The 26,897-nt window shown below is 64.7% G+C and carries 23 protein-coding genes; 9 read left to right on the top strand and 14 right to left on the bottom strand.

Going from position 1 to position 26,897, the window contains the following annotated elements:
• The first annotated feature begins 10 nt into the window (after window positions 1-10).
• Both metH and CR152_RS06910 read left to right on the top strand, forming a co-directional pair.
• Window positions 11-3,769 (top strand): methionine synthase, encoded by a 3,759-nt coding sequence (gene metH / locus CR152_RS06915; protein WP_099874250.1) that lies wholly within the window; start codon window positions 11-13, stop codon window positions 3,767-3,769.
• A gap of 383 nt (window positions 3,770-4,152) precedes the next feature.
• Window positions 4,153-4,521 (top strand): SPW repeat protein, encoded by a 369-nt coding sequence (locus tag CR152_RS06910; protein ID WP_099874249.1) that lies wholly within the window; start codon window positions 4,153-4,155, stop codon window positions 4,519-4,521.
• A 100-nt stretch (window positions 4,522-4,621) separates the two neighbouring features.
• On the opposite strand, the gene CR152_RS06905 is transcribed toward CR152_RS06910, so the two are convergent.
• The 8 genes from CR152_RS06905 to rsmB all read right to left on the bottom strand — a co-directional run bounded on the left by CR152_RS06905 (window position 4,622) and on the right by rsmB (window position 12,917).
• Window positions 4,622-5,896: an EAL and HDOD domain-containing protein gene (locus CR152_RS06905; protein ID WP_099874248.1), complete on the bottom strand. Its 1,275-nt coding sequence runs from the start codon at window positions 5,894-5,896 to the stop codon at window positions 4,622-4,624.
• 70 nt (window positions 5,897-5,966) lie between these two features.
• Window positions 5,967-6,740, bottom strand: a complete 774-nt coding sequence (locus CR152_RS06900) for a class II glutamine amidotransferase (RefSeq protein WP_099874247.1) — start codon at window positions 6,738-6,740, stop codon at window positions 5,967-5,969.
• Window positions 6,741-7,080: 340 nt separating this feature from the next.
• The gene (locus CR152_RS06895; protein ID WP_054266260.1) at window positions 7,081-7,338 is read right to left on the bottom strand and encodes a BTH_I0359 family protein; all 258 of its coding nucleotides are present in this window, start codon (window positions 7,336-7,338) and stop codon (window positions 7,081-7,083) included.
• A gap of 69 nt (window positions 7,339-7,407) precedes the next feature.
• Window positions 7,408-7,788, bottom strand: coding sequence for a GTPase (locus tag CR152_RS06890; protein WP_099874246.1), 381 nt, complete (start codon window positions 7,786-7,788; stop codon window positions 7,408-7,410).
• The gene (locus CR152_RS06885; RefSeq protein WP_099874245.1) at window positions 7,785-8,504 is read right to left on the bottom strand and encodes a response regulator; all 720 of its coding nucleotides are present in this window, start codon (window positions 8,502-8,504) and stop codon (window positions 7,785-7,787) included. The genes CR152_RS06890 and CR152_RS06885 overlap by 4 nt, the downstream gene beginning before the upstream one ends.
• 83 nt (window positions 8,505-8,587) lie before the next feature.
• On the bottom strand, window positions 8,588-10,873 hold the full coding sequence (locus CR152_RS06880) for a sensor histidine kinase (protein ID WP_099874244.1): 2,286 nt from the start codon (window positions 10,871-10,873) through the stop codon (window positions 8,588-8,590).
• 3 nt (window positions 10,874-10,876) lie between these two features.
• Window positions 10,877-11,452 (bottom strand): DUF4390 domain-containing protein, encoded by a 576-nt coding sequence (locus CR152_RS06875; RefSeq protein ID WP_229413302.1) that lies wholly within the window; start codon window positions 11,450-11,452, stop codon window positions 10,877-10,879.
• A gap of 43 nt (window positions 11,453-11,495) precedes the next feature.
• Window positions 11,496-12,917 (bottom strand): 16S rRNA (cytosine(967)-C(5))-methyltransferase RsmB, encoded by a 1,422-nt coding sequence (gene rsmB / locus CR152_RS06870; RefSeq protein ID WP_099874242.1) that lies wholly within the window; start codon window positions 12,915-12,917, stop codon window positions 11,496-11,498.
• 492 nt (window positions 12,918-13,409) lie between these two features.
• On the opposite strand from rsmB, the gene argS reads away from it, so the two are divergent.
• The 7 genes from argS to CR152_RS06835 are packed head-to-tail and all read left to right on the top strand — an operon-like array spanning window position 13,410 to window position 19,646.
• Window positions 13,410-15,119, top strand: a complete 1,710-nt coding sequence (gene argS, locus CR152_RS06865) for an arginine--tRNA ligase (protein WP_099874241.1) — start codon at window positions 13,410-13,412, stop codon at window positions 15,117-15,119.
• Window positions 15,120-15,143: 24 nt separating this feature from the next.
• Window positions 15,144-15,824, top strand: a complete 681-nt coding sequence (locus tag CR152_RS06860; protein ID WP_099874240.1) for an SPOR domain-containing protein — start codon at window positions 15,144-15,146, stop codon at window positions 15,822-15,824.
• 24 nt (window positions 15,825-15,848) lie between these two features.
• Window positions 15,849-16,517 carry a thiol:disulfide interchange protein DsbA/DsbL gene (locus CR152_RS06855; protein WP_099874239.1) on the top strand — a complete coding sequence of 223 codons (669 nt, stop codon included), beginning with the start codon at window positions 15,849-15,851 and terminating at the stop codon, window positions 16,515-16,517.
• 19 nt (window positions 16,518-16,536) lie between these two features.
• A complete protein-coding gene (locus tag CR152_RS06850; protein ID WP_099874238.1) occupies window positions 16,537-17,316 on the top strand; it encodes an SDR family oxidoreductase in 780 nt (259 codons plus the stop codon).
• A gap of 32 nt (window positions 17,317-17,348) precedes the next feature.
• Window positions 17,349-18,128 (top strand): biotin--[acetyl-CoA-carboxylase] ligase, encoded by a 780-nt coding sequence (locus CR152_RS06845; RefSeq protein WP_099882061.1) that lies wholly within the window; start codon window positions 17,349-17,351, stop codon window positions 18,126-18,128.
• Window position 18,129: 1 nt separating this feature from the next.
• A complete protein-coding gene (locus tag CR152_RS06840) occupies window positions 18,130-18,882 on the top strand; it encodes a type III pantothenate kinase (protein ID WP_099874237.1) in 753 nt (250 codons plus the stop codon).
• Window positions 18,876-19,646: an SPOR domain-containing protein gene (locus tag CR152_RS06835; protein WP_099874236.1), complete on the top strand. Its 771-nt coding sequence runs from the start codon at window positions 18,876-18,878 to the stop codon at window positions 19,644-19,646. The genes CR152_RS06840 and CR152_RS06835 overlap by 7 nt, the downstream gene beginning before the upstream one ends.
• Window positions 19,647-19,667: 21 nt before the next feature.
• Here the strand turns inward: CR152_RS06835 and CR152_RS06830 are convergent, their stop codons facing one another.
• The 6 genes from CR152_RS06830 to CR152_RS06805 all read right to left on the bottom strand — a co-directional run bounded on the left by CR152_RS06830 (window position 19,668) and on the right by CR152_RS06805 (window position 26,656).
• Window positions 19,668-20,723 carry a septal ring lytic transglycosylase RlpA family protein gene (locus CR152_RS06830; RefSeq protein ID WP_229413301.1) on the bottom strand — a complete coding sequence of 352 codons (1,056 nt, stop codon included), beginning with the start codon at window positions 20,721-20,723 and terminating at the stop codon, window positions 19,668-19,670.
• A 13-nt stretch (window positions 20,724-20,736) separates the two neighbouring features.
• Window positions 20,737-21,849 (bottom strand): rod shape-determining protein RodA, encoded by a 1,113-nt coding sequence (gene rodA, locus CR152_RS06825; protein ID WP_099874235.1) that lies wholly within the window; start codon window positions 21,847-21,849, stop codon window positions 20,737-20,739.
• Between the two features lie 5 nt (window positions 21,850-21,854).
• A complete protein-coding gene (gene mrdA, locus CR152_RS06820) occupies window positions 21,855-23,837 on the bottom strand; it encodes a penicillin-binding protein 2 (protein ID WP_099874234.1) in 1,983 nt (660 codons plus the stop codon).
• A 15-nt stretch (window positions 23,838-23,852) separates the two neighbouring features.
• Window positions 23,853-24,365 carry a rod shape-determining protein MreD gene (gene mreD / locus CR152_RS06815; RefSeq protein WP_099874233.1) on the bottom strand — a complete coding sequence of 171 codons (513 nt, stop codon included), beginning with the start codon at window positions 24,363-24,365 and terminating at the stop codon, window positions 23,853-23,855.
• On the bottom strand, window positions 24,362-25,426 hold the full coding sequence (gene mreC, locus CR152_RS06810; protein WP_099874232.1) for a rod shape-determining protein MreC: 1,065 nt from the start codon (window positions 25,424-25,426) through the stop codon (window positions 24,362-24,364). The genes mreD and mreC overlap by 4 nt, the downstream gene beginning before the upstream one ends.
• Window positions 25,427-25,612: 186 nt before the next feature.
• Window positions 25,613-26,656 carry a rod shape-determining protein gene (locus CR152_RS06805; RefSeq protein WP_099874231.1) on the bottom strand — a complete coding sequence of 348 codons (1,044 nt, stop codon included), beginning with the start codon at window positions 26,654-26,656 and terminating at the stop codon, window positions 25,613-25,615.
• Between the last annotated feature and the right edge of the window lie 241 nt (window positions 26,657-26,897).

Below are 26,897 nucleotides of genomic sequence, written 5' to 3'. Positions count from 1 at the left end.
CCATCCCGCCATGTCCAAGACTGAAACCCGGCTGCGCGACATCCTGTCGCGCCGGATCATGATTCTCGATGGCGCGATGGGCACCATCATCCAGCAGTACAAACTCGATGAAACGGCCTACCGCGGCGGTCCCGATGGCCGCTTCGCGAGCTTTGCCGCCCCGGCCGGAAGCGGCGCGCGCGAGCTGTTCGTCAAGGGCAACAACGAATTGCTGACCCTGACCCAGCCGCACATCATCCAGGAAATCCACGAGCGCTACCTGGCCGCCGGCGCCGACCTGATCGAAACGAACACCTTCGGCGCCACCACCATCGCCCAGGACGACTATCACATGGGCCACCTGGCCTACGAGATGAACGTGGCCGCCGCCAAACTGGCGCGCGCCGCCTGCGACAAGTACAGCACCCCGGACAAGCCGCGTTTCGTCGCCGGCGCGCTCGGACCGACCCCGAAAACGGCCTCGATCTCGCCCGACGTGAACGACCCGGCCGCGCGCAACGTGACGTTCGACCAGCTGGTCGCCGCCTACCACCAGCAGGTGGGCGGCCTGGTCGAAGGCGGCTCCGACGTGCTGCTGGTCGAAACCATCTTCGATACCCTGAACTGCAAGGCGGCGCTGTTCGCGATCGACCTGTATTTCACCGAACACCCGGCCCTCGAACGCTTGCCGATCATGATTTCCGGGACCGTCACCGACGCGTCGGGACGCATCTTGTCGGGCCAGACCGTGCCCGCCTTCTGGAACTCGGTGCGCCACGCCAAGCCGCTCACCATTGGCCTGAACTGCGCCTTGGGCGCGGCCCTGATGCGCCCCTACGCCGAAGAACTGTCGCAGATCGCCGACACCTTTGTATGCATCTACCCGAACGCCGGCCTGCCCAACCCGATGAGCGATACCGGCTTCGATGAACTGCCGCTTGACACCTCGTCGCTGCTGCGCGAATTTGCCGACAGCGGCTTTATCAACATCGCCGGCGGCTGCTGCGGCACCACGCCCGACCACATCAAGGCGATTGCCGACATGCTGGCCACCACCGCGCCGCGCGCGATCCCCCAGATCCCGGTGGCGCAGCGCCTGTCGGGCCTGGAACCGTTCACCATCGACGAGAACTCGCTTTTTGTGAACGTCGGCGAGCGCACCAACGTGACGGGCTCGAAAGCGTTCGCGCGCATGATTTTGAATGAGCAGTACGACGAAGCGCTGTCGGTGGCGCGCCAGCAGGTGGAAAACGGCGCCCAGGTCATCGACATCAACATGGACGAGGCGATGCTCGACTCGAAGGCGGCGATGGAACGCTTCCTGAACCTGATCGCCTCCGAGCCGGACATTTCGCGCGTGCCGATCATGATCGACTCGTCCAAGTGGTCGGTGATCGAAGCGGGCCTCAAATGCGTGCAGGGCAAGGCGATCGTCAATTCCATCTCGATGAAGGAAGGCGAGGAAGAATTCATCCGCCAGGCGCGCCTGTGCCGCCGCTACGGCGCCGCCGTGATCGTGATGGCCTTCGACGAACAGGGCCAGGCCGACACCTTCGCGCGCAAGACCGAAATCTGCGCGCGCGCCTACAAGGTGCTCACCGAGCAGGTGGGTTTTCCGCCGGAAGACATCATCTTCGACCCGAACATCTTTGCGATTGCCACCGGCATCGAAGAACACAATAACTATGCGGTCGACTTCATCAACGCCACGCGCTGGATCAAGGACAACCTGCCGCACGCGAAAATTTCGGGCGGCGTCTCGAACGTGTCGTTCAGCTTCCGCGGCAACGACCCGGCGCGCGAAGCGATCCACACCGTGTTCCTGTACCACGCCATCAAGGCCGGCATGACCATGGGGATCGTCAACGCCGGCATGATGGGCGTGTACGACGACATCGCCCCCGAGCTGCGCGAGCGCGTCGAAGACGTGGTGCTCAACCGCCGGATTGATTCGACCGAGCGCATGATCGAGATTGCCGGCACCCTGAAAGCGGGCGACAAGCAGGACGTGCAGACCCTGGCCTGGCGCGAAGGCACGGTGCAGCAGCGCCTCTCGCACGCGCTGGTGCACGGCATCACCCAGTGGATCGTCGACGACACCGAAGAAGCGCGCCAGGAACTGCTGCACAACGGCGGCCGCCCGATCCACGTGATCGAAGGCCCGCTGATGGACGGCATGAACGTGGTCGGCGACCTGTTCGGACAAGGGAAAATGTTCCTGCCGCAGGTAGTCAAGTCGGCGCGCGTGATGAAGCAGGCCGTGGCCCACCTGATTCCCTTCATCGAAGAAGAAAAACTGCTCGAAGAAAAACGCACCGGCATCGTCGCCAAACCGAAGGGCAAGATCGTCATCGCCACCGTCAAGGGCGACGTGCACGACATCGGCAAGAACATCGTCTCGGTGGTCCTGCAGTGTAATAACTTCGAGGTCGTGAACATGGGCGTGATGGTGCCCTGCTCCGAGATCCTGGCGCGCGCCAAGGTCGAAAACGCCGACATGATCGGCCTGTCGGGCCTGATCACGCCGTCGCTGGAAGAGATGGCGCACGTGGCCAAGGAAATGCAGCGCGACCCGCACTTCCGCATGCTCAAGATCCCGCTCCTGATCGGCGGCGCCACCACCAGCCGCGCCCACACGGCGGTGAAGATCGCCCACAACTACGAAGGCCCGGTGGTGTACGTGCCGGACGCATCGCGTTCGGTGTCGGTGGCGCAGTCGCTGCTCACGCCGGAAAGCCGCGACCAGTACATCGAAGACATCGCCCAGGATTATGTGCGCATCCGCGAGCAGCACGCCAACAAGAAGGCGCTGCCGATCTTGCCGTTGGCCGCCGCGCGCGCCAACAAGATGGCGCTGGCGTTCGAGCCGGTGCGGCCGAAATTCATCGGGCGGCGCGAATTCAAGAACGTCGACCTGGGCACGCTGGCCAGGTATATCGACTGGGGTCCGTTCTTCCAGACCTGGGACCTGGCCGGCCCGTTCCCCGCGATCCTGACCGACGAGGTGGTCGGCGAAGCGGCGTCGAAGGTGTTCGAGGAAGGCCAGGCGCTGCTCAAGAAGATCATCGAAGGACGCTGGCTGACCGCCAATGGCGTCATTTCGCTGCTGCCGGCCAATAGCGTAAACGACGACGATATCGAAGTCTATACCGACGACACGCGCGCCACCGTGGCATTCACGTATTACGGCTTGCGCCAGCAGGGCGTCAAGCCGCTGGTCGATGGCGTGCAGCGGCCGAACCAGTGCCTGGCCGATTTTATCGCGCCAAAAGCGTCGGGCATCAAGGATTATATCGGCATGTTTGCGGTGACCAGCGGGCTGGGAATCGAAAAGTACGAAAAGCGCTTTGAAGATGCGCACGACGATTATTCGTCGATCATGCTCAAGTCGCTGGCCGACCGCCTGGCCGAAGCGTTCGCCGAATATATGCACGAACGCGTGCGCACCGATTTGTGGGGTTATGCGGTGGGCGAGAATCTGTCGAATGAAGACATGATCGCCGAGCGCTATGCCGGTATTCGTCCGGCGCCCGGTTATCCGGCGTGCCCGGAGCATACGGTGAAGGCCGATATGTTCAAGGTATTGCAGGCGCAGGACATCGGCATGGAACTGACCGAGTCGTTCGCCATGTTCCCGGGCGCGGCGGTATCGGGATTCTATTTCGCCCATCCCGAAGCGAAGTATTTCGTGGTCGGAAAGATCGGCGAAGACCAGTTGAACGATATGGTCAAGCGCCGTGGCGTGCCGAAAGAAGACCTGGAACGCTGGCTGGCGCCGAATTTGTCGTAAAGCGCGGCGCCCTCCACCTTGTCGTAAAGCGCAGCGCCCTCCACCTTCTGATAAAGCGCAGCGCCCTCCACCTTCTGGTAAAGCGCAGCGCCCTCCACCTTCTGGTAAAGCGCAGCGCCCTCCACCGTCGTTCCCGCGCCAAGGCGGCACTCGGCGGGAACCCAAGTTTGTTGATTCGCTCGTAACTGCGGTAAGAACGTGGGGAGACGCACGCGTCCCCGCCGAGTGCCGCCTTGGCGCGTGGAGTCGTTTCTGCCGATGGCAGAACCACATAGCGTGAACTTTTCCGCGTTTTTTCTGCCTAACTCTCTGTCAGCCGGGGAGTATCGGCGCATCCCCCTGGTCACGCTTTTCCGCGCCGCACATCGCGTTCAGGAGGCAATATGAAAATCCAACGCTCCGCCAGGCGGTGGCAGGATCAGGCGATCCTGCTGCTCGGTCTCTGGCTGTTCGTCTCACCCTGGGTGCTGGCCTACCCCGCCGACACCCCGCAGGCCATGAATGCCTGGATCGCGGGCGCGGTCATCGCCGTGCTCGCCGCGTTCGATCTGTACAAAACCTACGTCTGGGCCGTCGTCGTCAACCTGCTGGCGGGCGTGTGGGTGGCTGTATCGCCATGGATTCCGGTCGTGGCCGACCGCGGGCCCATGATGAACAACAGCCTCATCGTCGGCATCGCGGTCATCATCCTGGCCTTGTGGGAGTTGCGCAGCGATCCGGACCTGCACAAGCAATGGGCGGGCGGCACCTAGCCGCCGCCACGCGCAGCGGGGCCCGCCGGCAACCCGGCGGCCCTGCCCGCGCTTGCAAGCCTGTGGCGGCAGATGAGAGCTGCATCCGCCGCAACAGGTGCTAAATGGCGAAACGCACCACCTTGTCGCTCCACTCGAATGCCGCCACTTCCAGTTCGATCAGTTCTTCGCTGGAAATAGCCAGTTCGCGCAATGCGGGCAGCACCTGGTCGTCGGATTCTTCCATGCGCTCGATGCACTCGGCCAGGTGCAGCAAGTCGCCGAAAAAGCCCGTGCGCTGCAGCAGCGCGTGCGCCACCTCGTCGATGACGGGAATCTGCTCGACGATGACCGCCATCGGCATGCCGAACAGGGCATCCATCAGCGACATGATACCGACCGTGAAGGCGATTTCGGCCACATTGCGCTGGCCCGGGCGCAAGCGTTGCGCCAGCAGTTCGAGCAAGCGGCCGCGCGTGGTGGCCAGCAGCAGCAGGGGCGACATGCTGTTGCCGCGGCGCGTGGGTTCGGCGTACAGCATGATCTGCAGCCAGCGCTGCAACTGGCGGCGGCCGAGGATCGTCACCGCCTGGCTGATCGAATCGATGCGGTGGCGCATGCCGATCGCCGGGGTATTGACCAGCCGCAGCAAATTGAAGGCCAGGGTCACGTCGCGCTTGACGGCACGTTCGATCTCGATATTCTCGGCATCCGAGGTGACCAAGCTCATCAGTTCAAGGACTGTCAGCTGCGACGGCGACAGCTTGCGCCCGCTGATCACGGCCGGCCTGGCGAAATAATAACCCTGGAAATAATCAAAACCCAGCCCAAGGCAGGCATCGAATTCCTCGCGCGTTTCGACCTTTTCGGCGATCAGTTTCTTGTTCTGGCGCTTGAAGCGTGGCGCCAGAGCCGTCAGCGACGACAACGGCAGCGCGCGCACGTCGAGCTTGACGTACTCGACCATCGGCAACAGCAGTTGCACGTCGGGGGCGTCGACGCGCACGTCGTCAAGCGCAAAGCGGAAGCCATGCGCGCTCAGGTCGGCAATGCGGTCGAGTACCGATTTGGTGACCACCATGCTCTCGACAATTTCCAGTACCACCCGCTCGCGCGGCAGGAACACGAAAATGTCGCTCATCAGCACTTCGGCATCCACATTCAGAAAGCCGAGCGCGTCGCCAATGACTTTTTCCAGCCCCAGCTGGGCGGTGTGGGCAATGACCGTGGCGGTGGCGGCCACATCGCTGTCAATCTGGGCCGTCTCGCCTGGAGCGTTGCGAAAAAGCATTTCGTATCCGTACAGCCCTTGCTGACGGTCGAGGATAGGCTGGCGCCCCAGATAAAAATCCCGCACTGGCATCTGCTGCGCCATTAGGTCGGAGTCGTGGCTCATCTGTCCTGTAAATATGGATAATAACAGCCGGTAATGTAACCTAATTAATACCAGTGCGTGGCGGAAATACTTAACGCTCTTGTATTGACATCCCATCCACAAACACGTTGAATTCGCCGGGCGCGAAGGCGGTCCACTTTTCGTTGGTGGTCAGGGGTTCGGTGACGATAATGGCTACCCGATCTTCCGGTGTGGTGACTTGAGAAAAATCAACACTCACATCTTCGTCGGACAGACTGGCCGTGACAAAGGGGTGCTGGCGCACCACGTAATGCAGCTTGGTCGAGCAATGGACGAACAGGGCCGAGCCGTCCGACAGCATCAGGTTGAAAGTGCCATGCACGGCAACGGCAGCCACCAGTTCCTTGAGCGCCGCGCGCAGCAAGGACAAGGCCGGCGGCGTGTCGCCGAAGCGGTTGCGCAATTCCTGCAGCAGGAAACAGAAGGCTTTTTCGCTGTCGGTGCTGCCGACCGGGCGATACGGGCCGTTCAGGGTCGGCGCGAACTCCTTGAGGTCGCCATTGTGGGCAAACACCCAGTAGCGGCCCCACAATTCGCGCACGAAGGGATGGCAGTTTTCCAGCGCCACATGGCCCTGGGTCGCCTTGCGAATATGGGCGATGACGTTTTTCGACTTGATGGGATAGCGCTTGATCAGTTCGGCGACGGGCGACTCGACGGCAGCCTGGTGATCGACGAAATGGCGCACGCCGGCGCCCTCGAAAAAGGCGATGCCCCAGCCATCGTGGTGGGTATCGGTGCGGCCGCCGCGCATGGCGAAGCCGGTAAAGCTAAAAACAATGTCAGTAGGGACATTGCAGTTCATTCCGAGGAGTTGGCACATGACGCCAGAATACCATGTTCGGGTGGTCCTCCGAGGCATTGGCGATGCCTGCGGCGGGAGCGCGGCGGCACCGGCAATCGGCTTGGCTGCCGGCTTGTACCGTGATGCACCCGACCTGGGTCTGTTTGTGCGCTGCGCGTGCCTTGGCACTATGGACGCGGCCAGCGACGCGAAGGAGGCGTATCGATGCGCACCGATACGATACGCCGACGCACTGCCCTGTTCTTGCATTCCCGCGCAAGACAGCCTGCCGGGCGCGGGAATTGATTTTTGCCGGTAACAGAGCTGCGAGCGCCGCGCTAGCGAGACCGCCAGCTACTGTCCCAGCACCTGCAGAATATTAGTGCAACAACACCGGTTGGCTCATCAGCGAGTCATACGAACCGAGGAAATCATCGATTTCTTCCATGGTTGGTTCGCTGGCGATCAGGTTGTTGACGTCGCGCCTGAATGATTGCGCAAGTTTGCCGCCGATAAATGCTTCACGGCGTCCGGATTTGTCGACGATTTCATATCCGCCGAAGCGCAAGGCTTCGAGATTGTGATCGACGCCGAACTCGACCACGCTGTACTGTTCACTGTTGTAGATCATGTTCATTATTGCTCCTTCGCTCGATCAGACGTTCCACTGTGCTCATCAGGGCAGGTGGGGCTATGCGGACCGATTTCAAGTGTGCAGGTCCGCTGTCAGTTCCAACAGCTGATCGTATGGCGGGTCTTGCAGCCACGATCTCAACTGATCAAGGTGGTCCGTGGCGGCCAGCCCGATGAACAGCCAGTCGGGGCGCAGACGCAGGGTCCGATTTAATGTTACACGTAAAACGAGATTGCCGGTGCAGCAAAGGCAGCCGGGCGCGATCCGGTGCACTTGCAGGTCGTGGGAGGGGGATAGCAGGGGCTGGCCGGATGGCAACCCTTCGAGCAGCACGGCGCACAGGCCGGCAGCGGACGATGCCGCAAGGCGCGCCGCGATGGCGGCCTCGCGCTGCGGCGCCGAGCCGCCCGTGACCAGGGTCAGGGCAGCCCTGCGCGCAGGCGCCGCGGTCATCCGTTCTTTTTAGCCAGCTTGCCCGGCTCGACGCCGAGTTGCTTGAGCTTGCGGTACAGGTGGGTGCGTTCGAGTCCGGTTTTTTCGGCCACGCGGGTCATGCTGCCGCCCTCGCGTCCCAAATGATGCTCAAAATACATGCGTTCGAAGGCGTCGCGCGCCTCGCGCAGCGGCAGGTCGAAACTGAGGTTGAAGCCATGCCCTTCCCCGTTCGGCAAGCCGCCCATGCGCGGCGCGATGGCCGATTGCGGGGTTTGCGCCGAAAACATGGCCGACGCCGTCAACGGGCTTTCCTCGGGCTGGGGCGTGAGCATCGGGCGCGGCGCGATTACCGGCGCGCGCACCACTTCCTGGGCCCGCGTGAGGCCCTGCTGCACCGCCTTGAGCAGTTTTTGCAGCGCGATCGGCTTCTCGAGGAAGTTGAGCGCGCCGATCCGGGTTGCCTCGACCGCGGTATCGATGGTCGCGTGTCCCGACATCATGATGACCGGCATGGTCAGCAAGCCGTCGCGCTGCCACTCCTTGAGCAGGGTGACGCCGTCGGTATCGGGCATCCAGATATCCAGAAGCACCAGGTCCGGTGCCCCCGCCGCGCGCGCGTCACGGGCCTGCTGCGCGTTTTCGGCGAGCGTGATCGCATGGCCTTCATCGCCCAAAATTTCCGAGAGTAACTCGCGGATGCCCATTTCATCATCAACTACGAGAATGTTTGCCATGTGTTTGCCTTCCTCTTTTTGCCCGCTCCAATGGCATGCAGCGCATACCGCTCACAGCCGCGATTTTATTCTTAGTTCAACGCTTACGCCACAACGCTGGCCGGTGCTAACTTTAACAGTAAAATCAACACCGACGCGCCAGTTCCGTCACTGCGGTTCTGTATCTCGATCTTACCGCCGTGTTCATCGACGATTTTCTTCACCATCGGCAGTCCCAGCCCGGTCCCGCGCACTTTCGACGTGACATACGGCTCGAATGCGCGCGACAGGATTTTAGGGGCGAATCCCGGTCCGTTATCGACAATCGACAGGCGCACCGCGGTTCCGGCCCCGTTCGCCCCCTGGTAATGAATCGCCTCGGTCGTGATATCGATGCGCGCCGCTGCCGCGTCAGGACCGCGCTCGCTCATCGCATCCTGCGCATTTTGCAGCAGATTGTGGATCACCTGGCGCAATTGGGTCGCATCGCCCATGACCGCCGGCAGGTTATCGGCAAGCTCAGCATGAATAATATCGCTTTCGTCGCCGGATAGGTACATATGCAGGATTTCGCCGACCAGGGCATTCAGATCGAGCTTGTCGAGCACCGCCGGCGGCGCCTTGGCATAGTCGCGGAAGTCATCGACCATGCGCTTCATGGCGTCGACCTGGTTGACGATGGTGGCCGTGCCCTTGTTGAGCAGGTCGCGGTCGGTCCCTTGCAGGCGCGATTCGAGCTTCATCTGCATGCGCTCGGCCGACAGCTGGATCGGCGTGAGCGGATTTTTGATCTCGTGCGCCAGGCGCCGCGCCACTTCGCCCCAGGCCATCGAGCGCTGCGCCGAGATCACATCGGAAATATCGTCGAACACCACGATGTAGCCGCTGCCGGCGCCCACCGGCAGGCGCGAGCCGCGCGCCAGCAGGGTGATGTCATGGTCGTCGCTGGTGCCGAGCCGGCGCGGGATTTCGATCTGCTGCTGCCAGTGGGTCTGCTTGCGGGGCGAACCGGCCGCGCTCTGCGCGCTCTGGGTCGAAAACGCCTTGGCGATGGCTTGCGCGAACATTTCCAGCCCGTCGATGGCAGCCAGCGCCATGCCCATGTGGCCGGCCACGTTGTGCTGCAGGATGCGCTCGACCGCCTCGTTGGAACTGACCAGTTTCGAATCGGCGTCCAGCACGATCACGCCGGCCGACATATTTTCCAGCACCGACTCCAGGTGCGCCTTGGCGCTCTGCAGGGCGGCGCGGTTGCGCTCGACCGCGCTGCGCGCCTCGAACAGCTGGCCGGTCATGGTGTTGAACGATTGCGTGAGCGTGCCCAGTTCGTCGGAGGTGGCCACGATCGGCCGCGGCGACAGGTCGCCCTCGGCCACCGCGCGCGTGCCCTCGGCCAGCACCAGCAGCGGCTGCGCCAGTTTGCCGGCGATCACGAACGCGCTGGCGATCGCCCCGAAGATCGCCAGCAGCAAGGTCAACGTCAGCGTCTCGATATACATCTTGCGCAGGCCGGTGCGCGCCACGTAGCGCTCCTGGTACTCGCTGTAGGCGTTGCGCAGCACCTCGGCGTTGAGCGCCAGCTTGACCGGCACCGCCTGCATCAGCTGCAGGAAGCGCGGCGCCGCGCCCGGCGGCTCGGGAATGGCCAGCACCACGCGCAGGCGCAGGCTGGTGGCGCCGTCGAGCGCATTGGCCGGCGGGCCGTGGTTGCCGTTGACATCCTTGAAATCGCGCTCCACCCCGCCCTCGGCCACCGAATACCCGCCCGGCATCACCGCCTGCAGCAGCATCGCCGGCGTGGGCAGATCGGCCTTCAGGTCGCGCCGTCCCTGGACCGCGCTGGTGATCATCCTGCCGTCCTGGCCGATGACGACCGCGCTGAGCATGCCCTCCTGTTCCCGCACCAGGCGGGTGAGGATATCGTGCGACGCCACCGCATCCTGGCCGGCGATGGTGGCCGCGCTGATCTCGCCGACGGCGCCCAGTTCGCTGCGCGCCTGGTCGAGCGCGGCCACGCCCAGGCTCACGCCCGATTCGAGCGCGTCCTCGATCTTCACGTTGAACCAGGACTCGATCGAATTGGACACGAACTGCACCGACACCAGGAAGATGACCAGGCCGGGCAGGATGCCGATGCCGGCGAACAGAAGCACCAGGCGCGCCATCAGGCGCGAGCCGAACTTGCCGCTCTTGTAGCGCGAATACAGGCGCGCCAGCGCCACCACCACGAATACCAGCAGCGCGCCGGCCACCGCCGCGTTCAGGCCGAGCAGCCAGGTGTAGTAACGGTCGAAGAAGCCGGAATTGTCGGATGCCGAGGCAAGCAGGAACAGCAGGATGCTGACGACAGCGGCGCCGACGATCACTGCATAGCGCAAGGCTTGATTCACCGCTTATTCCGCCGTGTAGGGGAAGGTTTTGTTCTTGGAAGCCAGGCGCCAGTCGGAATTGTTCAGCGCATTGACCTGCATCGGCTTGGGCAGCAGTTCGCGGTCCATGAACATGCGCAGGGTGACGTTGTAGGTCTCGCCGCGCTTGAGCGCGCCCTTCGGCGCGATCACCCAGCGGCTGGGGCGGCGGATCAGCACCATCGCGTCTTCCAGGGTGAGAAAACTCTGCGCCATGCTGCCCAGTACCGACACGTGGTACTGGCGCGTGAGCACGTTGTACCAGATCCGGATGGTCTGGCGCGCCGACACCGCCTTGTCGTCATACCAGTACCAGCGCGGGCGGGTCAGTTCGATTTCGGTGGTGAAGTACAGCTGCACGCCATGCTTGATGGCGTCTTCCAGCCCCTCGTTGAGCTCGAAGGCATAGCTGGCCGCCAGGCGGTAGCCATCGTCGGTCGCCTCGATATGGGCATGCGTGACGTCCACCACTCCCGCCGCCCACGCCGGCACGCACGCGCATACGGACGCGAACATCAGCAGCAGCTGGCAGGCGAGAAGGCGGAAAAATCGTAATGTCACAGGGGGGCCAGAGTTTTAAAAGTTCGCATAGTCGAAGGACCCGTTACGTCGCGTTTTTTTGAAACAGGGCGTAGAACAATCCGTCATGATCCTGCACGGCGGTACCGGTCGGAAGCAACTGTCCCGGCGCGGCGAGGCGGGTCGCATTGTGGCGCACCGCGAATGCGGCGGCCTGCGCCTCCGATTCCTGGGGCCAGAGCGAACATGTCACGAACAGCAATTTACCATTCGGGCGCAGCATCTGCCAAAGGTTGTCGAGAATTTTGGCCGAAAGTGTTGCAAGTTGGAGTGCATCGCCCTTGCGCCGCAGCCAGCGGATGTCGGGGTGGCGCCGCACGATGCCCGACGCCGTGCACGGCACGTCGGCCAGGATGCGGTCGAACTGCTGGCCGTCCCACCACACGCTGGTCTGCGCCTCGAACGCCTTGAGCGTCGCCGACAGGCCAAGGCGTTCCAGATTTTCGCCCACGCGCTCAAGGCGCATGGGGTCCGAATCGAGCGCGGTCAGCTCCAGCTGCGCCAGTTCCAGCAGGTGGCACGTCTTGCCGCCGGGGGCGGCGCAGGCGTCCAGCACGCGCATGCCGTCCTGCACATCGAGCAGTGGCGCGGCCAGCTGCGCGCCGGCGTCCTGCACCGAGGCCAGGCCCTCGTCGAAACCGGGAATCAGGGCCACGCCCAGGGCCTTCTCGAGACGCACGGCGGACGGGCCGATTTGCGTGGCCGCCATGCCGGCGTCGGCCAGCAACTGTATATAAGCCTCGACCGTGGTCTTGCGCACGTTCACGCGCAAGGTCAACGGCGGCTGGGCGTTGCCGGCCGCCAGGATGGCTTGCCAGTTGGCCGGATAGGCGGCCTTGGCGGCGTCGATCCACCACTGCGGATAATTCCATTGCGCCACCGGCTGCATCAGCGCCGTCTTGAGCAGCTCCTCGCGTTCGCGCAGGAAGCGGCGCAGCACGGCGTTGACCATGCCCTTGGCGTGCGCCATGTCCGGGTGCGAGCTGGCCACCGTGACGGCCTGGTCAACGACGGTAAATACTTCATACGGCGGCTCGGCGCCGTCCGGGGTATCGATCAGGGTCAGGGCGCAGCACAGCAGGCTGGCCAGCATCGGCGGTTCCGGCGCCTTTGATGTCATCAGGCCGAGCAGGGTCTCGCTGCGGCCGAGCTGGCGCATGGTGCGGTACGCGATATCCTGGATTGCCCCGCGCGCCTGGGGCGCGGCGGCGGTCACGCCGAACGCGGTCAGCAGTGCCTGCGGCAGGGCTGCACCGCCGCGTACCTGGGCCACGGCATTGGCCGCGCCGAGCAGGCACAGCGCGAGCGAATCGGGCTTCAGATCGGGGCGATAGCCGGGCTGCAGCACGGGCTTGACCTCGAAACTGGCGCGCATGCGCGGCGCTGCCGGCTTGTCCGCTTTGGCCGCGGCGGGTTTGATGGAGAGCGTCGGACGCTTGTTAGTCATGGTCGGGGTCGGCTTAGCGCTACTTTATAAAGGTGCAATTGTACCGGTTTAGCCCCCGCACAGGCTTAAACGATCCTTTATGACAACACATTCTTCCAACGCCCAACCCTTACCCAACCGAAAAATCCTACCACCGCCGTCAGAGCTCCGACGCACTCACTCAACCGAAAATCCTACAACCGGGGTCAGAGCTTTAATTAGAAACATTCTTCCTACAATCACCATCTCTGCAGACGGAAAGGCAGCGCCAAGCCGCCCTAGGGGCACGGTACTTTTGCGTGCGCTGCTTTAGCGCATTCATTGTGGACAAAGCGCTGACTAGTCGTATTTTTGTTGCTAGTCAGAGCTCTGACCCCGGTTAAGGAATTTTTGACCGAGGCGCCGGCGTCGATGGGCTGCGAGGGCGGACTCAGAGGGGCGGCAAACCAGTATAATTGAGCTACTATTGCCCGTGGCACTGCCACCGCTCGACTACTCTACAGATCACCACTCATGCTCGCCTCACAAAAACAAGAAATCGCCGCCCTGTTCCAGGCCGCCCTCGCTCCTGTCCTCGACGGTACCGGCATCACGCCATCCGTCGTCCTCGAGCGCCCGCGCGATCCGTCGCACGGCGACATCGCCTGCAATATCGCCATGCAGCTGGCCAAGCAGCTCAAGATGAATCCGCGCGAACTGGCGCAGAAAATCGTCACCGCCCTACTCGATAACCCGGCCGGCAAGACCCTCGTCGACAGCGCCGATATCGCCGGCCCGGGCTTCATCAACCTGCGCGTGGCCGCCGCCGCCAAGCAGTCGGTCGTCAAGACCATCCTCGCCGAAGGCCAGGCTTACGGCCGCAGCGACGCCGGCGCCGGCAAGAAAGTCATCCTCGAATTCGTCTCGGCCAATCCGACCGGCCCGCTGCACGTCGGCCACGGCCGCCAGGCCGCGCTGGGCGACGCATTAGCCGCGCTGTTCGATTCGCAAGGCTACGCCGTCACCCGCGAGTTCTATTACAACGACGCCGGCGTGCAGATCGCCACCCTGGCCAATTCGGTCCAGGCGCGCGCGCGCGGCTTCAAGCCGGACGACGCCGAATGGCCCGAGTCGGCCTACAACGGCGACTACATCGCCGATATCGCCGCCGATTACCTGGCCGGCAAAACCGTCTCGGCCAGCGACGGCTTGCCTGCCACCGCCAGCGGCAACGTCGACGATCTCGATTCGATCCGCCCGTTCGCCGTCACCTATCTGCGCAACGAGCAGGATATCGACCTGCAGGCCTTCGGCGTGAAGTTCGATAACTACTACCTCGAATCGTCCCTGTACGCCGACGGCAAAGTGGAAAAAGCCGTCGAGGCCCTGATCAAGGCCGGCAAGACCTATGAACTCGATGGCGCGCTGTGGCTGCGCACCACCGACTACGGCGACGACAAGGACCGCGTGATGCGCAAGTCCGAAGGCGGCTTCACCTACTTCGTGCCGGACGTGGCGTACCACATCGTCAAATGGCAGCGCGGCTTCACCCAGGCCATCAACATCCAGGGCAGCGACCACCACGGCACCATCGCGCGCGTGCGCGCCGGCCTGCAGGCGGTCGGCCTGGAAATCCCGCAGGGCTACCCGGACTACGTGCTGCACAAGATGGTCACCGTGATGAAGGATGGCGCCGAGGTCAAGATCTCCAAGCGCGCCGGTTCCTACGTGACGGTGCGCGACCTGATCGAATGGTCGGGCGACGGCGACATCGCCCGCGGCCGCGACGCCGTGCGCTTCTTCCTCATCTCGCGCAAGGCCGATACCGAGTTCGTGTTCGACGTCGACGTCGCCCTGAAAACGTCGGACGAGAACCCGGTGTATTACGTGCAGTACGCGCACGCCCGCATCTGCCGCATGCTCGAACAGTTCACGGGCGAGCTGTCGTCCCTGGCCTCGGCCGATCTGGCGCCGCTGACCGCACCGACCGAGATGACCTTGCTGGCGACCCTGGCCGCCTATCCGGAAACGCTGGCGCGCGCCCAGAGCGAACTCGGTCCGCACCAGGTGGCGTTCTACCTGCGCGACCTGGCGGCCAACCTGCACAGCTTCTACTTTGCGGAACGCGTGCTGGTCGACGACGAGGCCCTCAAGCTGGCGCGCCTGGCGCTGATGGTCGCCACTCGCCAGGTGCTGCGCAACGGCCTGGCCCTGATCGGCGTGTCGGCGCCGGAAAAAATGTAACCGCTTCTTCGATTGAAAGCTCCAATGACACGCGATTCCCGCCCTCGGCTCAAACTACCGCTCAAGCACCAGCAAGGCAATACCCTCACCGGCATCGTCATCGGCCTGATCGTGGGCCTGGTGATCGCTGTCGCGGTGGCACTGGCGATCACCAAGGGCGCCACGCCCTTTACCGATAAAACCGGCAAGGCCGGCAAGATGGGCGAGCCGACCGCCGGCCAGGCGGCCGATCCGAACAAGCCGCTGTACGGGAACAAGGAAGCGGCGCGCGCCGCCAACAAGCAGATCACCGACAAGCCCAAGGCCGCCACCCCGGCCGAAGCCGATCCGCTGGGCGCGGCCATCGCCAACATGAAGGAGAAGCCGGAGAAGCCGGCACCTGCGCCGGCACCGGCGCCAACCCAGGTCGCCGCCGCGCCGTCCGCCCAGAATGTGACCCCGACCGCGGCGGCCGAACCGGCCGAGGAAAAGATCACCTACTACCTGCAGGCAGGCGCCTTCCGCGAAGTGGCCGACGCCGAGAACACGCGCGCCAAGCTCGCCCTGCTCGGCTTCGAGGCCGTCATCAGCGAGCGCGCCAACGACAGCGGCGTGCTGCACCGGGTGCGCATCGGCCCTTACGGCCAGGTCGAGGCGATGAACAAGGCGCGCGCCAAGCTGGTCGACGCCGGCATCGACGTCGCCATCGTGCGCAACCAGAAATAACCCACGACACCACGGAAAACCCGCATGCCCACTCTTTTCAAGATCATGCTCGCGCTGGCCCTGTGCGGCGCCGGCAGCCACGCCACTGCCTCGCCCGAAGCGCCGGTCAGCGGCACCGACTATGTGACGCTGCCCGGGGCGCAAAACACCGACGCCGGCCAGAAAGTCGAAGTCACCGAATTTTTCGCCTACTCCTGCCCTCACTGCGCCAGCTTCGAGCCGGCGCTGGCCGAGTGGGTGAAAAAACAGGGCGACAAGATCGTCTTCAAGCGCGTCCACCTCGGCCACACGCCGGCCGTGGTGCCGCAGCAGCGCCTGTACTACACGCTCGAGTCGATGGAGCTGGTGCCGCAATACCACGCCAAGGTGTTCACCGCCTTGCACCAGCAGCACCAGCGCTTCGGCAACGACGAGCAGGTGTTCGACTGGGCCGCCAGCGCCGGCATCGACCGCGCCAGATTCATCGATGTGTACCGCTCCTTCGGTATCCAGGCCAGGCTGTCGCGCGCCAACGGCATGGTGGCGTCGTACCAGATCAGGGAGTGGCCGCAGGTGGCCATCGGCGGCAAGTACCTTACCTCGCCCCACCTGGCCGGCGCCAGCGCGAGCGCCGCCACCGAAGCGCAGCAACAGCAAATGGCGCTGCAAGTGATGGATCATCTCGTCGCCAAAGCGGCAGCGGAAAAGAAATAACCATGCCGGCGCGCGCCCAATGAACCGCGTGTTCATCACCGGCGCGTCGAGCGGGCTCGGTGCGGCGCTGGCGCGCGAGTACGCCGCGCGCGGCGCGACCGTCGGCCTGGTGGCGCGCCGCCGCGACGCGCTCGACGCCCTGCGCGCGCAATTGCCCAATCCCGAACGCCATGCGGTGTACGCGCTCGACGTCACCGACCGCGCCGCGCTGGCGGCGGCCGCCCTTGACTTCATCGAACGCCTCGGCGGCGCCGATATCGTCATCGCCTGCGCCGGCATTTCGGTGGGAACCCTGACCGAATATGCCGAAGACATGCCGGTGTTCGACGCCATCCTGGCCACCAACGTGAGCGCCACCGTGGCCACCTTCGCGCCCTTCATCGCCACCATGAAAGCCCAGGCGACGCCGTGCCGCCTGGTCGGCATCGGCAGCGTGGCCGGCGTGCGCGGCCTGCCCGGTGCCGGCGCCTACAGCGCGTCCAAGGCGGCGCTGCGCTGCTATTGCGAGTCGCTGCGGCTCGAACTCAAGCCGCACGGCGTTAAGGTGGTCACCATCGCGCCCGGCTACATCGATACCCCCATGACCAGACACAACGCCTATCCGATGCCTTTCCTGATGTCGCCGGAGCGCTTTGCCGCCAGGGCCGCGCGCACCATCGACGCCGGCACCAGCTATCGCGTGATCCCGTGGCAGATGGGGGTGGTGGCCAAGCTGCTGCGCCTCTTGCCCGATACCCTGTACGATCTGGCCTTCGTGAACGCGCCGCATAAGGCACGCAAGGCAAAGGAAACGCCATGAACGACGCCCTCGCCGCCTCTTCCAGCCTGGGGATGGACGCCGCCGCGCTCGCACGCCACTACCGTGCGCTGGACCAGGTCGGCATCGATATCGAAGTCGTGGCCGAAACCGGATCGACCAACGCCGACCTGCTGGCGCGCGCCGCCGGCCTTGCGCGCCCCGTGCTGCGCGTGGCCGAGCACCAGACGGCCGGGCGCGGACGCGCCGGGCGCAGCTGGCTGTCGGCGCCCGGTTCGGCCCTGACGTTTTCGCTGGCCTGGCATTTTTCCGGACCGCTGCGCGAGCTGGCCGGCCTGCCGCTGGCGGTCGGCGTGGCGCTGGCCGACGCCCTCGGCGCGCTCGGCGTGCCGGTCCAGCTCAAGTGGCCCAACGATGTGCTGCGCGACGGCGCCAAGCTGGCCGGCGTGCTGATCGAAACCCAGGCTGCGCCCGGCGGCGGCGTGTGGGCGGTGATCGGCGCCGGCCTCAATCTGCTCATGCCCGACGAAATGGAACAGCGCATCGGCCGCAGCGTGGCGGCCGCCCCGTGGCTGGCGCAGATGGACCGCAATGCGCTCATGGCGCAGGTGCTCGGCGTGCTGGCCACCAACCTCGGCCAGTTCGCGCACGGCGGCTTTGCGCCTTTCTGCGCGCGCTGGAACCGCCTGCATGCTTATCATGGCCTGCCGGTGGTCATCATCGACCGCGGCGCCACCCTGCACGAAGGCGTGGCCGCCGGCGTGGACGATGGCGCGCGCCTGCTGCTCGACACGGCGGGCGGGCGCATCGCCATCGTCGCCGGCGACGTGTCGCTGCGCGTGCGGGAGCACTGAGATGCTGCTGCTGATCGACGCCGGCAATACGCGTATCAAATGGGCGCTGGCCGAGGACGGCGCCGCGCCTGGCGTCTGGATCGCCAGCGGCGCCGTCGCCCACGCCGACCTCAATCACCTGCCGGCCAGCTGGGCGCAGCACGGCGTCAAGCGCGCACTGGTGTCGAACGTCGCCGGCAGCAAGCTGCGCGACCAGCTGCAGCTGATGATTCCGACCACCGCGATCAGCTGGTTCGCATCAACGGCGCAGCTGGCCGGCATGCGCAACGCCTACCGCAATCCGTCCCAGCTTGGCTGCGACCGTTTCGCCGCGGCGCTCGGCGCGCGCGCGCTGGCGCCCCGCCAGGCGCTCATCGTCGCCACCTGCGGCACCGCCACCACCATCGATGCGGTCAGCGCAGACGGGGTATTTTTGGGCGGGATGATCCTGCCCGGCCTGGGCCTGATGGCCACCTCGCTGGCGCGCAATACGGCGCAGCTGCCCGAGGTCGCGCCGGGCGCCACCCTGCCGGCCGGCTTTGCCGACAATACCGCCGACGCCATTTTGTCGGGCTGCCTGTCGGCGCAGGCCGGCGCCATCGAACGCGCCTGCGCCCTGCATGGCGCGACCGCCTGCATCGTCTCGGGCGGCGCGGCCCAGTACATCGGCCCCGTGCTCAGGCTCCCGATCGATCACCGGATCGTCGATAATATCGTCCTGATCGGCCTTCATTCCACCGTCACGTCTTCGCCACTCCAGGATAGCCCGTGTTGAAATTCATATTTTGGACCCTCCTTGCCATCAATGCCGTGCTGTTCGCGTACGGCCAGGGCATGCTCGGCAACTTCAGGGAAAACGAGCGCGAGCCGGGCCGCATGCGCAACCAGCTCGCCACCGAGAACATCAAGCTGGTCGCCGCGCGCCCGCTGCCATCGCCGGACACGGAAGCGGCGGCCGAACCCGAGCCGGTGGTCGCCCCGCCAACGCCGGTGCTGGTCATGACCAAGCCCGCCGCCGCGGTGCCAGCGCCCGCCGAGCCGAAGCCGGAACCCAAGCCGGAGCCGAAGCCGGACCTGGTTGCCTGCACATTGGTTGGAAATTTCGCGCCGCCGGAAGCGCGCCGCTTCGAAGCCATGCTCTCGCCGCTGGCGCTGGGCCAGCGCCAGACGCGCGAAAACGTCGCCGTCCCCGAGGTCACCAGCCATATCGTGTTCATCCCTTCCCCGGGCAGCAAGGAAGCGGCCGACCGCAAGGCGGCCGAACTGAAGGAACTCGGCATCACCAGTTACTTCATCATGAACGATAACAGCCCGATGAAGTACGCGATTTCGCTCGGTGTGTTCAAGTCGGAGACGTCGGCCCAGACCTTGCTGGCGACGCTCACCAAGCAGGGCGTGGTCGGCGCCAAGGTGGCCGGACGCACCAGCCAGGCGACCAAAATGGCGTATCGCTTCCGCGCGCTCGAACCGGCCGCCAAGGCCAAGGTCGATGCGATCGTGGCGCGCTTTCCGGATCAGGAATCGCGCAGCTGCAAATGACGCCAGCGCGCCCGGCCCAGGTCAGCGCTGTACGACGATCGGTTTCAGGCGCAGGGTCGATGGCAGATCGCGCAGCGCCTGCATGGCGTCGGCCCGGCTCGGGAATGGGCCGCTGAACAGGCGGTGCAGCGCACCGCCCTGCACCACTTCGACGGCGGAAAGCGCCCCGCCCGTGGCCGCGATCTGGGCACGCACATCGGCCGCCTTGTCGGCCCGGGCAAATGCGCCCAGCTGCAGGTAAAACCCCGGCTGCGTCAGCACCTGTGGCGGCGCCGCCACAGGCGCGCTCGCGGGCGCCAAGGCGGGAGCCAAGGCGGGGGCCGTCACCGTGATCGCGCTGCTTTCGCCCGGCGGCGGCATGTCCACCGCCATCGTGCTCACTTCCCCGTCCGGCTCCGGCGCCAGGCGCCTGATGGTGGCGATGCGCTCCTGCGCGTTGGGCAGCAGCCGTTCCACTTCCACTGTGTGGGTGCCCTTGCCGAGCAGGCCGAGTTTGAGCGCCGCCGTGTACGACACGTCGATCACGCGGCTCGAGTGAAAGGGGCCGCGGTCGTTGATCCGCACCACCACCTGCTTGCCGCTATCGAGGCTGGTAATGCGGGCGTACGAAGGAATCGGCAGGGTCGGATGGGCCGCCGTCATCTTGTACATGTCGTACAGTTCCCCCGACGAGGTTTTCTGTCCATGGAATTTTTTGCCGTACCAGGTCGCCACGCCGCGCTGCCGGAATGGCTGCTCGTGCAATATCGGCGTGTAGGTCTTGCCGAAGACGACGTAGGGCCGGTTGGCGTAGCGCGCATACGGTTCGGCCTTGACCACGGCATCGGGCACATCGAGCAGGTTAGCCGGCGGATTGTCGCCCGGGCCGTCATCCTGGTAGTAGCCGCCGCGTCCGGAACCGGCACGCGGCATGCGCGGCAGGTTCTTGCCGACATCGCCGTGTTTGGCCGCCGGGGTGCCCGGGGCAGGCATCGGCAGCATGCGCCGGTGGCCTTCCGGGTCGGTGGCGCAGGCGGTCAGCAGCAAGGCCAGTGCGCTCAGCGCAATGGAAGGTGGAAGCGCTCGTGTTACCGCCATTGTGTCTCCGGGGTCAGGTTTGCACCAGCTTGCGGTGCCGCTGGATACTCATCAGTATACCTGCCCCCAGTCCGAGGGTCACAAAAGCGGTTCCGCCGTAGCTCATGAACGGCAGCGGCACGCCCACCACCGGCAGGATGCCGCTGACCATGCTCATGTTCACAAAGGCGTACGTAAAGAAGATCATCGTGATCGCGCCGGCCAGCAAGCGCGCAAACAGGGTCGGTGCGTTGGCCGCGATCATCAGGCCGCGCCCGATCAGCAGCAGGTACAAGAGCAGCAGCCCGAGGAAGCCCATCAGCCCGAACTCCTCCGCAAAGACCGAGAAAATGAAGTCGGTGGTGCGTTCGGGGATGAATTCGAGGTGGGCCTGGGTGCCCTTCATCCAGCCCTTGCCGCTCAGCCCCCCCGAGCCGATCGCGATGACCGACTGGATGATGTGGAAGCCCTTGCCCAGCGGGTCGGCGTTCGGATCGATCAGGGTCATCACCCGCTCGCGCTGGTAGTCGTGCATCAGCGACCAGGCCACCGGCAAACTGGCGGCGCCGGCCACGAACAGGCCGATGAGCGCCTTCCACGACAGCCCGGCCAGAAAGATCACGTAGAAGCCCGACGCCAGCACCAGCAGCGAGGTGCCCAGGTCGGGCTGCAGCTGGATCAGGCCCACGGGAACGGCCAGCAGCACGGTGGCGATGATGAACGAATGCCAGCGCACCAGCCCCGCCTTCTGGTGGAAGTACCAGGCCAGCATAAGCGGCATGGCGATTTTCATGATCTCGGACGGCTGGATGTCGAAGCCGATGTGCAGCCAGCGGCGCGCGCCCTTCTTGATCACGCCGAACAGGAACACCGCAATGAGCAAGGTCACGCCGACCGTGTAGATCGGCACGGCCAGGCGCATCAGGGTTTGCGGCGGCACCTGGGCCGCCAGCCACATGACCACGAATGCGATCATCATGTTGCGCAACTGGCCTTCGATGCGGCCGGGGAAATCGGCGCCGGCCGAGTACATCGTCACCAGGCTGGTACCGAGCAGCAGGAAGATGACCATGGCCAGCGGCGCGTCGAACACCAGCAGGTAAGGCTTGGCGCGCCGCCACAGCGAGCGCCGTTCGTTGATGCGCATGGCCGTCACTCCTTCGGTGCCGGCGTTTCGGCGCCCGGCTTGTATGGCATTTCGGTGGCCGTATCGGTCTTCAGTTCTTCCAGCGGCAGCAGTTCCACGTCTTCCTTGGGCACCTTGGTGCCGTCCTTGCCCACCGGGCGCTTGCCCAGCAGGTAGTAGTCGAGCGCCTTGCGCGCGATCGGGGCCGCCACCACGCCGCCGAAGCCGGCGTTTTCGACGATCAGCGCCACCGCGATGCGCGGCTTGTCGGCCGGCGCGAAGGTGATGTACAGCGCGTTGTCGCGCAGGCGTTCGTTGACGTTCTTGGCGTTGTACTTCTCGCCGCGGCGCAGGCCCACCGCCTGCGAGGTGCCGGTCTTGCCGGCGGCGATGTAGCCGGCGTTCGCAAACGCGGTCTTGCCGGTGCCACGCTCGGACACCCCGACCATGGCGCGCTTGATGAAATCGATGTTGCCCTGGCTTAGCGGGATGCGCGCGCTTTCCTTCGGCACCGTCAGGGCGCGCGCGCGCGTGCTGCTGTCTTCGACAATCTTGACCAGGTGCGGCTTCATGACCACGCCGTTATTGGCCAGGGTGGCCACCGCGTGCGACAGCTGCAGGATGGTGAAGCTGTTGAAGCCCTGCCCGATGGCGATATTGACGGTGTCGCCGCCGACCCAGGTCTGCATCAGTTTGTTCTTGGCGAAGCGTGCCTTCTTCCAGTCTTTCGAGGGCAGCACGCCAATTTTTTCGTTCTCCAGGTCGATCCCGGTCTTCTGGCCGAAACCGAACGGCTTCATGAAGTCGTGGATCGCATCGATGCCGAGATCGTTGCCGAGCTGGTAATAGTAGGTATTGCACGAGACGATGATCGAATCGGTCAGGCTGACCATGCCGTGCCCGCCCACCTTGTCGTCCTTCCAGGTGTGGCCGCCCAGGGTGAAATAGCCGGCGTCGGAAATCGTATGGTTCTGCGTGCGCTTGCCCAGTTCCAGCGCGGCCAGCGCCATGAACGGCTTGAAGGTCGATCCGGGCGGATAGGTGCCCTGCAGCGGGCGGTTCATCAGCGGGCGGTCGAGCGAGGTATTGAGTTCGTTCCAGCTCTGGGTGTCGATGCCGTCGACGAACAGGTTCGGGTCGAACCCGGGACGCGACACGTACGCCAGGATGTCGCCCGTCTCCGGTTCGATGGCGACCAGCGCGCCGCGGTACTCGCCGAAGGCTTCTTCGATGATCTTTTGCAGTTCGATGTCGATCGACAGAATCAGGTTGCTGCCGGCGGTCGCTTCCGTGCGCGACAGGATGCTGACCGCGCGCCCGCTGGCGGTGCGGATGATCTTCTGGTAGCCGGTGCGCCCGTGCAGCTGCGCTTCGTAGCTCTTTTCCAGCCCTTCCTTGCCGATATGGTCGGTACCGTTGTAGTTCGCCTTGTCGGGCCGCTCTTCGAGTTCCTTCGCTTCCTTCTGGTTGATGCGGCCGATGTAGCCGATCACGTGCGAGGCGGTTTCGCCCAGCGGGTACTGGCGGAACAGGCGCGCCTGCACCTCGACCCCGGGAAAACGGAAGCGCTGGGCGGCGAAGCGCGCCACTTCGTCGTCGGTCAGGCGGGTGCGCAGCGGCACGCTCTCGAAATTCTTCGACTCGGCCAGCAGGGTCTTGAAGCGCTTGCGGTCCTTGGGCTCGATCTCGATCAGCGTCGACAATTCGTCGATCACCGAGTCGAGCGTGTTGCGCAGCTTGGACTGGGTGATTTCGAGCGTGTAGGCCGAGTAGTTGCGCGCCAGGACCACGCCCTTGCGGTCGACGATCAGGCCGCGGTTGGGCACGATCGGCACGATGGCGATGCGGTTGTCTTCGGCCAGCGCCGCAAAGTCGTCGTGCTTGACCACCTGCAGGAACACCAGGCGCGCCACCAGCGCGCCGAAGCAGACGAAGACGAGCGCGATCAGCGCCACCACGCGCAGGCGAAACAGGTGGATTTCGCGGTCGTTATTGGTTAATTCAGTCATGACGCAGCCGCACCATCAGATCGGGCGCGTATGGTCGCGGTCGACGGCGCGCCGCTGGGGCGCCAGCAGCATCCAGGTAATCACGGGCCACAGCGCGATGCCCACCACGCTCTCGATGAAGTACATCCAGCCCGGGAATTTGCCCGAGACGATCACGCGCACGATGACCTGGATGGCCTGGGTGGCCAGCAGCAGCGGAAACACGTGCAGCGCCTGGGTCAGCACCGGAAACCACAGCACGCGCCGGTGAATCATGATGGCCAGGTAGGACAGCAGCGTGTAGGCCAGCGCGTTCTCGCCGAGCAGGGTGGCGTCATGCACGTCCATCAGCAGGCCCATGAAAAAGGCGACGCCGATGCCGACCTTGCGCGGCTGGTGGATGCCCCAGAACACCAGGACCAGCGCCACGAAGTCGGGCGCGCCGATCCAGTGCCCCCAGGGCAGCAGATTGAGCATGAAAGCGCAGGTCAGGCTGAAGGTAATGAACAGCGGACTGACGGGCAGCAGGATGTAGTGCGGGCGGTTCATCGGGTCGCTTCCTTGGGTGCGGGCGCGGGAGCCGCCGGGACCGGCGCGCGGGCCGGCGTGGCGGGCGCGCGCGACGGCGTGGCCGGGGTCCTGGCGGCGGGCACCACCGGCGCCGGCGTTTTCGGCGCGGCGGCGGCAATCGGGACGGCACCCTCTTTGATCGGTGTCATCTTGGGAAGGTTCTTCTTGGACGGCACCGGCGGCTCTTCAGGCGGGCGGGCCGGCACTTGCGGCAGCGTGGTGAGGATCAGCACATGGCGGTTGCGGTCGATGCCGGCCAGCGGCTGGCACACCACGCCGCCAAAGGCGCCGGCGGCGCTGTTCTCGACCTTGGTGACCTTGGCCACGGCCAGGCCGGCCGGGTAGACCCCGTCCATGCCCGAGGTAATGAGTACGTCGCCGACCTGGATGTCGGCGTTCGGTGCCACGAAGCGCAGGTCGAGCGTGCCGGACTGGCCGCGCCCGTAGGCCACGCTGCGCAAGCCGTTTCTGAGCACCTGCACGGGAATGGCCTGTTCGCGGTCGGTCAGCAGGGTGACTTCGGCGGTGAACGGGAATACACGCGTGACCTGGCCCACCACGCCGGCGTTATCGATCACCGGCTGGCCGAGCGCCACGCCGTTCTGGCTGCCGCGGTCGAGCACGATCTTGCGGCTGGAACTGTCGCGCGCGTCGTACAGGATCTCGCTGAGCATGGTCTTGACCGGCACATGCTCGCGCGCGCCCATCAGTTTGCGCAACTGGGCGTTTTCCGCACTCTGGAGCTGGGCTTGCTGGAGTTTTTCGGCGACGGCGACCTGGGCGACCTGGAGATCGCGCACTTCCTGCTTGAGCGAGGAAATGGAAGAGAAGTAGCTGCCCATGTTGGCCAGCGCCTCGCGCGGCATCAGGGCCGCCATTTGGAGCGGATACAGGACGGTGCCGGCCACCTGGCGCACCGTGGCCAGCGCATGGACGCGGGCGTCGATCATCAGGAGGGCGATCGAAATAAACGCGAAAACCGTCACCTTGACCCGGGCAGGGGCGCCTTGCTTGAAGAGTGGCGGAGGACTGTATTCCATGAAATCCAATAATCGGTGCTAACAACCTGTCCCGGTGCGGCACGGGGTCAGACCTCCGGCTTGCACACATTGTTCAACCTGGTCTGTCCGGGTTGTACAACGCATTGCAAGCCGAAGATCTGAACGGTACGCCGGCCGCGCCGGCAGTGCAAGCCGGCGCGCTCGCGGCTCGCTACGGGCTCGGACTTACTCGTACGAGAAAATCGAACCCAGCTTGTCCATCCGCTCGAGCGCCATGCCGGAGCCGCGCACCACGCAGGTCAGCGGGTCTTCGGCCACCAGCACCGGCAGGCCGGTTTCTTCCATCAGCAGGCGGTCGAGATCGCGCAGCAGGGCGCCGCCGCCGGTGAGCATCATGCCTTTTTCGGCGATGTCGGCACCCAGTTCCGGCGGGGTCTGCTCGAGCGCGTTCTTGACGGCCGAGACGATGTTGTTGAGCGGGTCGGTCAGCGCTTCGAGAATCTCGTTCGACGAAATGGTAAACGAACGCGGGATGCCTTCGGACAGATTGCGGCCCTTGACTTCCATTTCCTTCACTTCGGAACCGGGGAAGGCCGAACCGATGGCCTTCTTGATCGCTTCGGCCGTCTGTTCGCCGATCAGCATGCCGTAGTTGCGGCGGATGTAGTTGACGATGGCTTCGTCGAACTTGTCGCCGCCCACCCGTACCGAGCCCTTATAGACCATGCCGCCCAGCGAAATGATGCCCACTTCGGTGGTGCCGCCGCCGATGTCGACCACCATCGAGCCGGTCGCTTCCGACACCGGCAGGCCGGCGCCGATGGCCGCCGCCATCGGTTCTTCGATCAGGTAGACTTGGGAAGCGCCGGCGCCGAGCGCCGATTCGCGGATCGCGCGCCGCTCGACCTGGGTCGAACCGCAGGGAACGCAGATGATGATGCGGGGGGAAGGACGGAAGACCTTGGTGTTGTGCACCATGCGGATGAACTGCTTGAGCATCTGCTCGGTGACGGTGAAGTCGGCGATCACGCCATCTTTCATCGGGCGGATCGCCTCGATATTGCCAGGGACCTTGCCGAGCATTTGCTTTGCCTGTTTGCCGACTGCCTGAATCGTCTTTTTGCCGTTCGGGCCGCCTTCCTGGCGGATCGCAACGACGGAAGGTTCGTCCAGGACGATGCCCTCGCCGCGTACATAAATCAGGGTGTTCGCCGTACCGAGGTCAATGGCCAGATCGCTGGAAAAGTAGCTGCGTAAAAAACCAAACATGAGTGTCCTGATGCGCAACGGGCTGCGCGTAAGCATTAAAATGAGTAGAAAAACGCTACGAAATAAACAGCCGCCGCGCGCTACCTTCCCGCACCGGCACGGCCGTTTGCATGCTGCGGCCACTCCTATTCGGCGCCGACAACGCATTAGCCCGCCATTCTACCTTATAATTTGCGCGTTAATCGCTGAAAAACCGGTGTTTTGCGCGCCTATTCCCCCTGTGAGATCAGGGCCTTTAGGA

It is taken from the genome of Massilia violaceinigra (assembly GCF_002752675.1).
Taxonomy (GTDB): domain Bacteria; phylum Pseudomonadota; class Gammaproteobacteria; order Burkholderiales; family Burkholderiaceae_D; genus Telluria_A; species Telluria_A violaceinigra.
Note: the sequence above shows the minus strand (reverse complement) of the source record. Positions and strands in the feature narration are given on the sequence as shown.